Genomic DNA, 14,489 nt, shown 5'->3' with positions numbered 1-14,489 from the left:
AACCACTGTGGATGGTATTGAACATTAATTTCCAATTAATCAGGAAATCCTGATCCCCTCTCCTTCCTCGGCGTGACCAACGATCCAACATTGTTCACCGAGTTCAGAAAATTCTTTTAACATGTCATCAACGTGTGCTGCTGGCACGGCGGCCAATAACCCACCTGACGTTTCAGGACAGCACAACTTTAACTGCCATGAATCTGCGAGCTCATCTGCAAAGACAAGCTGGCCTTCATATGCTTCCAGATTACGCTTCGCGCCACCTGGGAACAGATTCTGTACGGCATACTCTTCAGCACCTTCCAAAAAGGGCACTTTCTCTACATTAAAATGAAGACAAACACCACTTTTTTCAGCCATCTCTACACCGTGTCCTATCAAGGCATAACCGGTAATATCGGTACACGCTTTGATAGGGTGGTTAGCAAAGATTTTTGCGGCTGCGCTGTTGAGCATTTTCATACTTTGTGTTGATGCATCAATGCTAGATTCAGACGCTTTATTTCGTTTTGCTGCAGTTGAAATAATGCCGGTTCCGATTGGTTTGGTAAGAACAAGAACATCGCCCGCTTCAACATTACCTTTGGTTTGCACTTTTGATGGGTGAATAATCCCCATCACAGAGAGTCCAAATTTAGGTTCCGAATCTTCAACGGTATGTCCACCTACCAACACCGCACCCGCTTCTCTGACTTTATCTGCACCGCCTTTTAAGATTTGCTCCACAATGTCTTGGGGTAAATCAGGTGGGACACAGAAGATATTCATTGCCAATGTGGCTTGACCACCCATGGCGTAAACATCACTAAGAGAGTTGGCTGCTGCAATTGCACCAAAGTCGTATGGGTCATCTACAATGGGAGTAAAGAAATCCAAGGTTTGAATCACCGCAACATCATCGTTTACTTTGTAAACGGCGGCATCATCACTGCCTGCTAAACCAACCATCAAATTCGGATAATCAGCTTCAGGAAATAGAGGGGTAATAGTGCGCAAAACTTGCGCCATGGCCTTAGGGCCAATTTTAGCGGCTCAGCCTGCTTTTTTAGTCATTTGCGTTAAACGCACTTTATCGCTCATCTTCGACTCCTAGTGTTTGAAATTGGGCGAGAGTATTCCCGCCCCCCTTACAACGTAATATGTTACAAGTACTCTGCTGCTTTAAGGTGCGCTGTCGCTTTCTCTTTATCTTCATTAGCAATCAAGATAATTGGTCCAGTACAACCCATGCCTGTACTTGCATAGATTCCAACAGCCCATAGAGATTGACACGCATCCTCAATTTCCAGAATATCGATGCCACTAATATCAGCATCAGTGATTTTTTCTGGTGGCGCAGTCACTTCAGGTTTCTCTTCTACTGGCGCTTTTGGTTTTTTCAAACCCGTCAGTATCTGATCAAGGCCCGCTTTGTTGGCTTGTTTCATCTCTTCACTGCAGATGTCCAATACACGCCCTTTCGCCGCATCAGCACATAAGCGCATCGCACCAGCAATTACAGGAGCACCAGAAGCTCTGGAGATGATAGTGACCAGTTTGTCACTGCCTTCACCTAAACCTGGTCCGTAACCATAACCAAACGCTTCGTAGCTGCCGCCAGTGGTAAATGATGAGAAGACTTTCATCATGATATTACCGGTTAAGCTGTCCGTTACCATGACGTCTGGTGTACCTTTAAGCAGGTCATTACCACGCATCGTCACGCCGCCATCGGCACGTGAAGATTCAGTAAAACGGATGCCGTAGCCTTGCTCTTGAAGCTTTCTAAGGTGGCGCTCTACTTGAGAGGCCCCATCGATGTTCAAGATACCAACGGTTGGTTCTGCAATCCCAGTTGACTTAGCTAATGCAATACCGTTAATGGCATTTTTAACCATAGCGGCGATACGATTGGTGTCAGTCGTGCCTGTGGTGGATGCGATGATCATATCGCGCCCAGTCGCAGGAGTGCTGACCTTACCAAAGGTACTGATACCAAATGGGAAGGTGTAATGCAGTGTTACACAGCCTTGGATTTCTCCTTCAGCAAGAAGACGCTCCATGATCTCATGGCTCTGAAGCTGATCGTCTGCTTGATGCAGTTCAAAATCAGTCTCCATCTGCTGGCCAATCAGTACAGGTTCAATGTCGCTGTATTGAGCAACAACAAGCTGTGCAGCACGGTGCAGCTCTTCAGGACCAAGTTCACTGCCGATGAGAGTCAGACCAATTCGTGTTTTACCACCGAATTGTCCACTTAGCATGCCATCTGCCATGTCATTGAAGGCTTTGGAAAGCTGTTTATTGATGTTTTCCATATCCGCTCTCCTGATTACTTAGACTCAGACTCGTCAAGTTCCAACATGGTTGTAGCGACATCTTTCATTGCTTGAGCGATCAACTGTTTAGCGCGATCTTCATTGAAGCCACTGTCCGTTTCCAGCCCAGGGTTTTTCTCAACAACAAAACTCAAACCATCAAACAAGTTGGTCATGCGGCCTAAGAACAGGCTGCCTTTGCCCACTGCCATGAAGTTTTCAATCTCGCCATTCAAAATCATATCGCGACCAAAGCCAACGAATGGAACACCTGATGGGATATGTCCTTGAGTCGGAGCCCAGCCAACCATGCCGTGTTTGGCAACAAATGCTGGTAGCTCTTTACGCTCAATCAACCCTTCTTTAACTGCCAGTGCTGCAATCATCTTGTAGTTGGACTCAGGAACGTTGCCTGCGCCAGCTGGTTTAGTGATTTCAGGGTTATGCATCTCAACAGAGTACTTATCGATTTTGGTCATATCGCGACCGTTATCAACCAGTGGTTTGTGGATTAAGCTTGTGATGACGGCTTGTGGAGAAGAGCCAGTTCCGATTGTGTGACGGCCGATGACATCCGTATTGATGATTGGGTTTACACCATCATTTTCACTGACTAGACATGCAAAGCCTGCAAGTACGTCTTCGAGAATTGGCATCTCTTTGGCTACATGGTCTTTACCGTTCATGCCCAGTTTTGCTACTGCGCCACCAGCAACCACTAAGACGTTTTTAAATACGCCGGCTTTAACAAGTGCTGCTGCAGTCGTAAAGGCGTGTGCGGGTGCTGCACAGAATCCACGGAGGTCAGATCCTGTTGCATTAGTACAACCAATCACTTCACCGATGGCTTTTGCAAAGTTGCCGCCACCACGTTGGTTAACGTCACCACACGCTTCTTCTGAACACTCAATGATGTAATCAATAGACTCAAGGTCAACACCTTGTAGTTCCAAGTTTTGCGCAGCGATAGCACCTGATGCTTTGGCACATAGGTTTTCAAGCATAATGTGAGCAGAGAGGTTCTCATCTTCATCATGTGCTTGTTTAACACAACCTACTAGCTCACCATTTAACATGAGTGGCTCAGCTTGGTGCTTATCAATTTGAGCCTGCATATCTTGTGCAGACTCAGTAAATGCTTCTTTTAATAAATTCAGTTTACCCAATACTGGGTGATCGTCTGTGGTTCCTTGAAAGGCTTCAACAAACTCAGGAGTCAGAGAAACTAATTGGAAAACATCAACATGCTGTAATAATGCGTAAAACTCTTCTTGGCGGATAATATCGCCAAACTTACCTAAACGTTCTGCTTTTTCAGTACGTTTGTACCAAGGAAGCTCAATAGTATCTAACTCATCTGGAGTGATATTACCGATATAACACTGGTTCGCAGGGTAAGAAACAACTTCATCATACGGACGTAAGAAATCGGTTATATTTTGTAAATAAGCGTCTTGCGGATTTAACTTACGAGTCGCAGCTTGAACTGCGCCGTGTTGAATCAATATATCTGGCGTGTGAGCCAGAATATAGCTGATGCGGTTTATTACTGCATATCCCATTTGATGCTCCTAACAATCAAGAGACGAGTCCGGGGGGTTTCCGGACTCGTTTATTACTGTGCTATGGTATTAAAGGTATTTACCAAATTGTTTGCGGTAAGAACTTACCTCTTCAACAATCTCGTCTACTTCTAGTACCATTTCCATCATGCCAATCTGCTCGTCATAGACGTCTGGATCAACTAGACTTTTTAATTCCGACTCAACCATGTGGTAACAAGAAAGTCCTAACTGGACTCCTGCTAGTGGACCTGCAAAAGTTGGATCACCGCTGGTAACGGTTTCACAAGCTAGGCCAGAAGCTTCAGCTTCTGCGCCGCCTAGAACAACAACCACGTTTTGTGGTCCGTGCTCTTCAGCTAGTGATTTGATTCGCTTTTGGTTTTCTAGGTCCATAGCACCTGCGCTGGTTCAGACGAAGCATTCTGTGGTCGAAAAGAGAACAGGAATTCCAGCAGATTGCATGCAAGCTTCAATAGCTTGGCCTGGTATTCCGTCTCTATCTCCCAAGATCACGACTTTTTTGTCTGTGAACATTTTCATCTCCAAGGGGTTATAGATAGTTTTTAATGGTGGAAGTGATATCTTCAACTTCCAATTCTTCTCCAGAGAGGTGTTCTAATCTCTCTCCGTTTTTGTAGAAGACGATAGAAGGAAGTCCCATCACTTTTTGTGCCATTGCTAAGCGGCGACTTCCTTTAATATTCAGTTTGCAAAATTTAATCTGCTCACCATACTCTTCAGATAACTTGATCACGTCAGGCATGATTTCGATGCAACGTTCGCAACTTTCGCTCCAGTAATCGACCATGACAACACCGTCGATATTGACTTCTTCTTCAAAGTTATCTTTTGTTAATTCAATCATTTAACTTTCTCCTTAAAAGAGTGTATCTAAATCTTGTGTGGTATTAACCGCAACACGTTTTACCTCTTTACCCGCTTCGAAACGGATAACAACAGGCAGTTCTTCAACGTTGAAGCGATTAGAAATAATCTGACTCTTGTAGGTATCGATTGTCACAATGCGCGTCTCTTCACCTTCACGGCAACGTGCTTCTAATGCACTGATTGTTTCGATACTTTTCTCATTCGTTGGGGTCCAAAACGCCACCATCACCGTACCATCGTAATGTGACACTTTTTCTAACCAGTTCTCTTCTTCTTCGATGTAACGGTCAGCAGCAACAGCAGCAACAGCACCGTCACTCGCAGCCGTAATTACTTGGCGTAAGTAAGTATCGGTCACGTCACCGACAGCAAAGATGCCCGGAATGCTGGTCTCTTGCTTGCTATTTACTTTGATGTAGCCTTGTGGACTTAAATCGATCAGCTCTTTTACAAAGTCTGTTCTTGGCACTGTGCCAACAAACATGAATACGCCGTCACAAGCTAAATCTCTTTTCTCGCCTGTTTTCAAATGCTTCAGTGTGACGCCATTTACAAGGTCATCACCGTTGATTTCATCAACCACTGAGTTCCAAACAAAGTTAATTTTTTCATTACTGAACGCTTGCTCTTGCGCGGTTCTATCTGCATCTAAGATACCTTCATCGTGCAGTACGATCATGGTCACTTTATTCACAAACTTGGTCAAAAATACAGACTCTTCAACCGCTGTATTACCACTACCAACTACAACAACATCTAAATCTTCGTAGAAATCGGCATCACACGTGGCGCAGTACGATACACCTTGACCACGAAACTCACCTTCACCAGGAATGCCGAGTATTCTTGGCGCAGCCCCTGTACCTATGATGACGCTTTTCGCTTTTAAAATTTCGCCTTTAGTGGTGGTGATTGTTTTGAAGAACCCATCGTCAGAAACGTCAATTTTTTCAACCACCCCTTTCATGAACTCAACACCGAACTTCTCACAGTGAGCTCTGAATTGATCCATCAACGCTGGACCTGTTGTTTCTAGGATGCCAGGCCAATTCTCAATTTCGTTAGTCGTCGCCGCTTGGCCACCCACTTTACGTTTCTCTTCAAGAATTAATGTTTTCATTTTACCGCGAGCAGCGTAAACACCCGCTGACATACCGCCAGCTCCAGCACCAATGATGATGACGTCATACAGATCAGACATAATATTTCCCATCTCTTTGAAACAGTTGAAATAACAAAGTATTAAAGTAAATGCCGCCACCAGATGATTGCACAAATTTGCACAATGCTTGGGGCCACACAGCAAAAAATGACATGACGATGACGCCAACATAAGTGGCGAAATCTGCAAATAAAGAAACTAAATTGAAAGGAGTAAACTTGACGGCTGAAGTGATGACTTCAGCAGAATCATTTAAAGAAATGACATTTTGACTTAGCTCAACCGTACAGGCGAGAGAAGTAAGAACTCAGCGATGTGGCTTAGTGATAAATGTCATAATAAAGGTCTTCTTCGTTAAACAATCTTGATGTGAGAGATTGTAAATAATTAACGATAAATTTATGTGATTTAACGCTGGTTTTTATGCGTTTTATTCCTCGATTTCGATGCTTTGTTACCATAGTGCAACTCAGATCACCTTGTTAAAATCATTTAACAAAACTAATCCCATTCCTTGTTTATAAATCATCAAGGTCAATTGAATCAATGCTATTAGATAATATACAATAATCCATTCATTAGCTTTGCTAATGAATGGATTAGTTTTTTTTAGTTTGGATTAACCCACTGTTCATTGGTTAAAGAAGTAAGCACATGGTCCTGCCATTTATCGTCAATAAAGAGGTAGTTTTTAGCGTAGCCCTCCTTCTCAAAACCCAAGCTTGATAGCACATTACCACTTCGATTATTCGTCGGAATATAGGCAGCCATCACTCGATGAATGTCTTGATGGTCAAATAGCCACTGATTAGTCTGTTGTAACGCTCTTCGCATCACCCCCTTCCCCTGCGCAGACTCTGCCAGTGAATAACCCACATGACAGGCATAAAATGGAAATTTGACGATATTACTGTAACTGATGGTGCCAATCACCTCGTCACTCCCTCTCCACTGAATAACAAAGTAATAGGCTAGGTTATGTTTATGCAGTTCATTCAGCTGGATAAGCCGCTTAGCCCAACCTTGAGCAGTAAAGAACGCCTCATCTCTTTTGGGCTCCCAAGGTTTTAAGTGCTGTCGGTTATCGATAAAGTATTGGCTTAGGCGTTTATCATCCTCTGGAGTAGCAGCTCTAATAACAAGTTCGTCAATATTCAGGCTGTGTTTCACATCACTCATTGTTGCATTTATCCTCTCATCGCTTGGTAATACCATACTCACGTAATTTATTGGCAATGGCAGTATGCGAGACCTCCAGTCGCTTAGCGAGCTTTCTGGTCGACGGGTGCTCTTGATATAAACTCTCTAAAATTCCAGCTTCATAACGCTTCATTATTTCATCCAGTGAGCCATTAACATCAATATCGTTAGTGATCGTCGGTGTTTCCGCTCTTGGGAGGTCTAACAACTTCACTTCAATCGAACTTCCCTCTAACTGAGTCATCACTCTAAGGGCCGTGTTTTTTAACTGTCTAACGTTTCCTGGCCAGATATATTTGGTCAGCTTATCCAATGTGGGTTGTGACACGTTCGGTTTTGGTATTTTTAACTCTTGTGAAAATTGAGCGATAAACAGATCAAACAGGACCGCTATGTCGCTGGTTCTCTCTCTCAGTGGCGGAATATCTAAAGTCAGTACATTCATCCGGTAATAAAGATCTTCTCTAAACTCGCCGCTGTGAAGCAGATCCGCAAGTTGCTTTTTGCTCGCACCAATCACGCGAACATCGACATGTACCTCTTGCTCTTCACCTACTCGTCTGAATGTGCCATCTTGCAAGAACCTCAATACTTTAATCTGTAAATGGCTACTCATTTCGCCAATTTCATCAAAAAAGACCGTACCGCCATCTGCTTGCTCGAAAATTCCTCGTTTCCCAGCTTCATCCTTTTTAAAAGCACCCGGTGCATAACCAAACAGTTCAGTTTCCACTACATCATCTGGCATAGAGGCACAATTAACCACTAAGAAAGGTTCTCCACTGCGGTGTGATCGATTGTGACAAGCGAGGGCTAGCATCTCTTTCCCCGTGCCTGTCTCACCAATGATCAACAGAGGCTGCTCTAACATAGACAGTTTTTTGGCTTGGGTAATTAGCAATTTATGTTTGGTTGAGTTACCCACGTAATGTTCGAAACCAATATTGGATTCTGCAGGTAACACCGGTGCTAAAGCTTTGGCTTCAGACACCGATTTTAAGATCACTACGGCACTGGCGAGAATCGACGAATTACTGTCATCAGTAATGTACACGGGCATCACTTCCATCTGGTAATCGAGGCCACTGATCACGACGCTGAGTTTCTGTCGTGACGTGTTTTTCTCAAGCCAGTGGGAGAAGTTTAGCTGTGGAAGAAACGCATGAGACGGCTCACCAATAATGTCACTGCTGTCTCGGTTGAGTAGAGAAATAGCGGCATTATTGACCATCTCTATAGTGCCATTTAAATTTAGAGAAAAGACGGGATCTGGCAGTGTACTTAAAAGGGAGCGAAGCTCGGTGTGCTCTCGTTCACTGGGCATAAACTGAATTTTTCGAACGTCAGTCACGCCGGGAATACGTCGAATTTGAGCCATCAACTGGCTAAATTGCTCAAATTCAATTTCAGGGCAGTTTAAATAAATGATCCCTGCTTTATCAATTTCGATGTCTCTGAGATCGATATTCTGAGTAGCAAGGATATCAAGTAGCTCTCTTGTTAAACCTAAGCGGTCTTCACAGGTTACTTCTAAACGCACGACATCTTCCTTAAATTATGACTTCAATTTCACAATGAATAAGTGTCAGGAATAGTTGACACTTTGTTAGTGTGCGTTAGTCGTCATAGCCAGTCAAGAATTGACGCTAATTAAGGGGGGAATTAAGTGTGTCTGGGTGTGTTAGTTATCTATCTTAATGCTGCGTGCGATTAATAGTTGTTCGGCAACAGCGTAGGGTACTGGTTTGTTGAAGTAATAGCCCTGAGCAAAATGACACCCTGTTGATCTCAGTAATGTTAGCTGTTCCACTTTTTCTATTCCCTCTGCCAGTACTTGTAATCCAAATAACTCCCCTAATTTGACAATATGTTTAATAAATTCCAACTCAGTCTCATTGGTTTCTATATTCATAATAAGCGCTCTATCAATTTTCAACTTACTGAATGAGGGGTGAAATTCACGAATCAAGTTCAGTGACGAATAGCCTGTACCAAAATCGTCCACAGCGATGCTGATACCCAAATCACTAAGATTACAAATATTGGTTCTAAACTGAGAAATATTGCTGATAGAGCCTGTTTCCGTCATCTCAATCTCAATCAGGTGCAGTGGGAAATCAAACTCTGACAACAACGATTGTAGTCTCGGAATAAAACTGTCCATTTCCAACGATTTCAATGACACATTTACTGCTATTTTGACAGGAATAATAGCGTGACTTAACCAGCTAGAAATTTGCGTGCAGACTTGAGAAAACACCCAAAAATCAAAATCATAATGCAGCCCAATTTTTTCAGCGATACCGACGAAAAGATCTGGTGCAATCGGGCCTAACTCAGGTAGTGCCCATCGTGACAGGGCTTCGAAAGCAGTTAACTCACCACTTTCTATGTCATATTGAGGTTGATAAAAAATTTGGATAGAGTTAGTTTCAATCGCTTTAGGAAGCTCTTCGATAATAAGCTTCTCATTCACCATCTGCACACTTGCTTCAGACTTTGAGTAAACAATTGAGGTATTGCACACTTTTTTAGCTTCAAGCATCGCCGTTTCAGCGGCTAGTTCCATTTCGTGATAACTGCCATATCGGCTTAATGGTTGGCTCACTCCAATGCTGAAGTGCTTTTGAACAGTGACCCCATCTCCCACATCAATAGCTCTCTTCGATGCTTTAATAATAAGGTCGCTGACATATTTAATCCGTTGATAAAATATCTCTTCAGTGATCTCATTATCAGCCTCAATAAGCACACCATATTTAGCGTTACTGAATCTAACAGCAAAACCATGATATGAAATCGATTGTTGTAAAACGGCCCCTACTCGTTCAAGGTAATGATCCCCTGCCTTAAAGCTATATCGATAGTTCAGTGATGAGAAGTTATCAATATCGATCACCAGTAATGCGATATTATTCATCTTCTTTTTAATTGGCGCATCCGCTAACAAATAGTCAACTCGAGATCGCAATGCCCAGCCATTAGGCATATTAGCGATGACATCATGCGATTTGTTATTAATCAGATGAAAACCGACTAAAAGATCGTGCGGGTTTTCTGCCGATTTTACTTGAATTTTAACGGGAAGTGAAAAGTGGTTATAATCAAAGATCTTGGTTGATGCTGTATTATTGGTTATGTGTAATTGTAAGAGAAACTCTTCCACATTTTCCAGTTCAGAAAATAGATTTTCTGCAGCACAGCCTATCAGTTCGTCTTTGTTATAACCTGTCATCTCAAGAAATGCAGGATTACAATAAAAGATATGCTGATCTTTTATAATAAGCTGTGGGAATAAAGATTGACTCAATTCACTGTTGTACAATACTTTTGCATCCTCAAAAGTGACGTGTAGGCCTATATGTATCAATAATAGACTTTATCTCTGACTCGATCACTCTTTTTTAGGACCTAGCTGTAATAGCAGGTTTTTTCTTAATTCACTCAATTTTGGAGCATCACCTTCTCTCCATGGTAGTGGCCGCATCAACGCCATCGCTTTGAGTCCCAATCTCGCCGTTAATAAGCCTACTCCGACACCTTGTGCTGCCCGCGTAGACAGCCTTGCAGTAAGATCCATGGATAACACATCCATGCCCACATCAGCCACAACCTCAGAGGCTCCTACAATCGCCATATTAGTGATAACCAGCTTAAACAGTTTAATACGAGAAAAATATCCCAGCTCCACACCATAAATTCGTGATACTTTTTCGACAAGCGTAAAGCTCCTCCATGCCACCAATAGCATATCAACAACCGCTAACGGACTGACGGCAACCATCAGTGCCGCTTCACTGGCGTATTTAGAGACTAATTTTTTCGCCTGTTTATCTTGCTGGGATACCACCATATTGTCGTACAACTGCAAAACTTCCGCATCATTGTGTGTTGCTGCGAGTGCATTTAGCCAACTATCATAACCACTGTTTTCACTCGTAATATTGCTGCTGTTCGCTAACGCAGTACAAAACTGACGCCCTTTGCCTATTCCATTAGCTTCAATCAATTGGCTTGCCACTTGCTGTTCAGTCATACGGTTCTTTAACTTGCGCAAAATCAACCACTCTCTACCGAGGGCGGAAATACCTAGGCTTGCGACCAACACCAACAACCCAGACCAACCCAACGCCAGCCAATCTTGAGTCACCCACGCTTGATAAACTTGATCGATGGATTGCCATGCTGTTAAACCAATAAAGCCTCCAATCAGCGTTTTAATGCCTTTACTGCTTTTTTTTGATGTGGCCGCAAGCGCTTCGCTTAAGCTTTTTTCTGCATCACTTTCAGGTTCTGCCACACTCTCTTTGGGTAAAAAAACCTCTTTCTCATCAAACAACCGTTGAGGATTAAGCGCCTCTTTGGGTTGTTCTTCTTCCAAATACTCTGACTCAATGGCTTGTTCTGAAAACACCTTTTTCTTTTTCAACTCACTCATTGAAACTTGTCTCCCAATAAAAATTCAAGTGCTTTATCCATCCTGATATGGGGCAGTGGTACATCGGCTTCATTAGGTAGAGGCCTAAAGTTAACAAAGTCAAAATGACCTTCTTGCCAAAAATCTCCTGTCGGCAGGCGCTTAGGCACCTCTCCGGGGAACATGGTCATACTTTGGCCATTAACATCATGTCCCGTTAACGCTGGTACGCTCTCCCCATCGGAAGAGACAAAACCAGGTGTAGTGGCTTGAATGGAAGCGATACTCATGCACTCCATCGCTACCCCTTCATACGCAGCCGATTGCCATGCTTCATGAATAAGCTGCTGCAGTAGAGACACCATATTAGGGTGTTGTTCTGGGGTAACATGATCCGCTTTGGTCGCCGCGAACAGAACTCGGTCAATATGTGGAGCAAACAGACGCTTCAACATAGAGTTACTGCCATATTTAAAGCTCTGCATTAACTGCTCGACTGCTTGTCGCATATCATTAAAGGATTCCGGCCCCGCGTTTAATGGTTGCAAGCAGTCGATAAGAACGATTTGACGATCAAATTTTGAAAAGTGCTCTTTGAAGAACTTCTTAACCACATGCTGTTGATAATACTCATAGCGCTTTTGCAACATTGCTATGTTTGAATCGGGGCGGGCTTTTTTAAGATCCTCTTCACTGTATTTCTCAAACCACATAAAGGGGAAGAATTGCAGAACCGGTGCCCCTGCCAATTCACCAGGTAGTACAAATCGTCCTGGTTGTACCCAGTGGAGTCCTTGTTGCTCTTTGCATTGGTGCAAAAAATCAGTAAATTTGTTGGCTATTTTCGCTAATTGATTCTCATCAGCCAGAGCAAACGGGTCAAACTCTTCAGCAAGAGCCATCCACTCTTTCGCTAATTGCTCTCTTTTACCATGAATCATCTTAGTCTGCTGTCGTGACCAACTGAGATAGTCGAGCTCAAGCAGAGGCAAATCAAGCAACCACTCTCCTGGGTAATCGACAATATCTAGGTAAGTGGTCGCCGACTCTTTCAGTAATCGTAACGGCCCTTTTTTCTGCTTATGGCGCAGTGCTAAACGAATAACACTGACATCTTCGGTAGGCTCCGGCCATTGAGGTGGAGTTGAAAGCAATGATGACATGCCATCATCATAGGCAAACCTTGGGATTGATAAATTGGTTTGAGGGACACGTTTTGCACCATACAAACGCCCATCCCTCACCACAGAGAGCAATGGCAATCTAGGGTTGGTTGCAGAGTGAAGCAGTTGATTCACCAATGAGGTAATAAACGCAGTTTTACCAGCACGCGATAGACCAGTAACCGCCAATCGTATATGACGGTCCATTCCTCGGTGGACCCACTTATTTACTTCACTCTTAATATCGCTCATAGACTTCCTATTACTTGTTTTTTAACTCTTTATTATACGTAAAGCGTAGCTTATGGCTCACTGTTTGTATTAAAGGTTCTTAAACTCTCGATTCACCTTAAATGAACTTGAGGTGACATACGCCTCCATCTTTCTCAATTTTGACTCCATCTGATCAAACTCATTATTTAATTGTTTGGTCAAGTTGCTCGGTGATTGCCCTGCTTGCCAGGGTTTGTTTTTCACTTTATGGTCACTAAAATGATGCTGGCTTCTCTTCTCGTAGGGCATTTTATCTAAAAAGAGATACGCGGCCATATAAGCCATCACAACCAATAACCCACCACCTAATAAAAAGGCTGATACGACGAGAATTCTCACCACCCATATTTCAGCACCAAAAAAGGTGGCAATTCCGGCACAAACACCACCGATTTTTCCGTTGTCAGGATCTCGATACAGTTCTCTGCTCATTTAAGACCGCCTCCAATCTGGAGCTTCTGCATCGAGAATTCTTTCTAATGTTTCTACTCTCGACTGCATCTGCTCTGCTTTATTTGCCAACGCTTGTAAACGTTCAATATCTTCGCTATTTAAACCTTGACCTGTTTGACGCTTACTTCGGTAATGAAGAAATAACCAAAGCGGAGCCACTAACCCCATAAATATGATCAGTGGAATGCCAATGAATACTGTGCCCATTTAGGACTCCTTTTATCAATCAGTTATTGAGGTTTGTTGTCCATAGACTGCTTCATTTTCTCAAGCTCTTGCTCAATTTCATCTTGCGCTTTAAGTTCAGCAAACTCTTGATCTAAGCTTTTTGATTTCCCAACAGAGAAGCTGTCTGCTTTGGCGTCCAGTTCATCAATGCGGCGCTCATATTGTTCAAATTTTGCTAACGCTTCTTCTGTTTTCCCTGAGTGCAGCTGACGCTGAACATCATGACGATTACCCGCCGCCTGACGACGGATCACCAGCGCTTGTTGACGAGCTCTAGTTTCATTTAATTTAGTTTCTAATTCCGTGACCTCGGTAGTCAATTTCTCAATGGTATCATCTACTAAGGTATACTCAGCATTTAGGCTACCCAAAACATCCGTTAATTTTTGCTTCTCTATCAATGCTGATCGAGCCAAGTCTTCACGCTGTTTAGTTAGGGCTAAACTGGCTTTCTGTTGCCAATCTTCACACTGTGACTGCATCGCATTAATTCTACGAGCAAGCTCTTTTTTGTCTGCAATCGCTTTGGCAGATGATGTTCTCACTTCAACCAATGTATCTTCCATCTCTTGAATGATTAGGCGAATCATTTTTTCTGGATCTTCTGCTTTGTCTAACAGTGAAGTGACGTTTGCGTTAACGATATCTGCAAATCTTGAAAATATACCCATAATAAGTCCTGCCTCTATTACTTACACCTGAATGATGTAATTCTTATTGTGTCTATTACACCTTTCATGCCAACTTTTTCATTGTTAAAATTCAACAAGTTAGATATACATGAGCAAAATCATTAATTGTGATATGATATATTTCACTAACTATTGGCGAAAATTACCA

General features: G+C 42.9%; 14 protein-coding genes. All 14 read right to left on the bottom strand.

Annotated features, from left to right (window positions below; translation table 11 throughout):
• Positions 1 to 39: 39 nt before the first annotated feature.
• Positions 40 to 1,083 carry a selenide, water dikinase SelD gene (selD, locus tag L4C32_RS00620; protein ID WP_428194908.1) on the bottom strand — a complete coding sequence of 348 codons (1,044 nt, stop codon included), beginning with the start codon at positions 1,081 to 1,083 and terminating at the stop codon, positions 40 to 42.
• Between the two features lie 62 nt (positions 1,084 to 1,145).
• The gene (gene grdD, locus L4C32_RS00615; protein WP_428194907.1) at positions 1,146 to 2,300 is read right to left on the bottom strand and encodes a glycine/sarcosine/betaine reductase complex component C subunit alpha; all 1,155 of its coding nucleotides are present in this window, start codon (positions 2,298 to 2,300) and stop codon (positions 1,146 to 1,148) included.
• 14 nt (positions 2,301 to 2,314) lie between these two features.
• The gene (gene grdC / locus L4C32_RS00610; protein ID WP_428194906.1) at positions 2,315 to 3,862 is read right to left on the bottom strand and encodes a glycine/sarcosine/betaine reductase complex component C subunit beta; all 1,548 of its coding nucleotides are present in this window, start codon (positions 3,860 to 3,862) and stop codon (positions 2,315 to 2,317) included.
• A 69-nt stretch (positions 3,863 to 3,931) separates the two neighbouring features.
• Positions 3,932 to 4,399 (bottom strand): glycine/sarcosine/betaine reductase complex selenoprotein A, encoded by a 468-nt coding sequence (gene grdA / locus L4C32_RS00605; RefSeq protein WP_428194905.1) that lies wholly within the window; start codon positions 4,397 to 4,399, stop codon positions 3,932 to 3,934.
• Positions 4,400 to 4,415: 16 nt separating this feature from the next.
• On the bottom strand, positions 4,416 to 4,730 hold the full coding sequence (gene trxA / locus L4C32_RS00600) for a thioredoxin TrxA (RefSeq protein WP_428194904.1): 315 nt from the start codon (positions 4,728 to 4,730) through the stop codon (positions 4,416 to 4,418).
• A gap of 12 nt (positions 4,731 to 4,742) precedes the next feature.
• Entirely contained in the window at positions 4,743 to 5,954 is a 1,212-nt protein-coding gene (gene trxB, locus L4C32_RS00595) for a thioredoxin-disulfide reductase (protein WP_428194903.1), read from the bottom strand.
• A gap of 570 nt (positions 5,955 to 6,524) precedes the next feature.
• Positions 6,525 to 7,094, bottom strand: coding sequence for a ribosomal protein S5-alanine N-acetyltransferase (rimJ, locus tag L4C32_RS00590; RefSeq protein ID WP_428194902.1), 570 nt, complete (start codon positions 7,092 to 7,094; stop codon positions 6,525 to 6,527).
• A 16-nt stretch (positions 7,095 to 7,110) separates the two neighbouring features.
• Positions 7,111 to 8,655 (bottom strand): transcriptional regulator TyrR, encoded by a 1,545-nt coding sequence (tyrR, locus tag L4C32_RS00585; protein ID WP_428194901.1) that lies wholly within the window; start codon positions 8,653 to 8,655, stop codon positions 7,111 to 7,113.
• A 141-nt stretch (positions 8,656 to 8,796) separates the two neighbouring features.
• The gene (locus tag L4C32_RS00580) at positions 8,797 to 10,440 is read right to left on the bottom strand and encodes an EAL domain-containing protein (RefSeq protein WP_428194900.1); all 1,644 of its coding nucleotides are present in this window, start codon (positions 10,438 to 10,440) and stop codon (positions 8,797 to 8,799) included.
• A 69-nt stretch (positions 10,441 to 10,509) separates the two neighbouring features.
• A complete protein-coding gene (locus L4C32_RS00575) occupies positions 10,510 to 11,553 on the bottom strand; it encodes a YcjF family protein (RefSeq protein WP_428194899.1) in 1,044 nt (347 codons plus the stop codon).
• Positions 11,550 to 12,947 (bottom strand): YcjX family GTP-binding protein, encoded by a 1,398-nt coding sequence (locus L4C32_RS00570; protein WP_428194898.1) that lies wholly within the window; start codon positions 12,945 to 12,947, stop codon positions 11,550 to 11,552. Before L4C32_RS00570 ends, L4C32_RS00575 begins: the two co-directional genes overlap by 4 nt.
• A gap of 69 nt (positions 12,948 to 13,016) precedes the next feature.
• A complete protein-coding gene (gene pspC / locus L4C32_RS00565; protein WP_428194897.1) occupies positions 13,017 to 13,400 on the bottom strand; it encodes an envelope stress response membrane protein PspC in 384 nt (127 codons plus the stop codon).
• Positions 13,401 to 13,628 (bottom strand): envelope stress response membrane protein PspB, encoded by a 228-nt coding sequence (pspB, locus tag L4C32_RS00560; protein WP_428194896.1) that lies wholly within the window; start codon positions 13,626 to 13,628, stop codon positions 13,401 to 13,403.
• Between the two features lie 23 nt (positions 13,629 to 13,651).
• Complete coding sequence (gene pspA / locus L4C32_RS00555) at positions 13,652 to 14,320, bottom strand: phage shock protein PspA (RefSeq protein WP_428194895.1); 669 nt, start codon at positions 14,318 to 14,320, stop codon at positions 13,652 to 13,654.
• Positions 14,321 to 14,489 lie beyond the last annotated feature (169 nt).

It is taken from the genome of Aliivibrio kagoshimensis (genome assembly GCF_050337105.1).
In the GTDB taxonomy this organism is placed as follows: domain Bacteria; phylum Pseudomonadota; class Gammaproteobacteria; order Enterobacterales; family Vibrionaceae; genus Aliivibrio_A; species Aliivibrio_A kagoshimensis.
The sequence above is the reverse complement of the archived record's forward strand: the minus strand, read 5'-3'. Positions and strand labels throughout refer to the sequence as shown.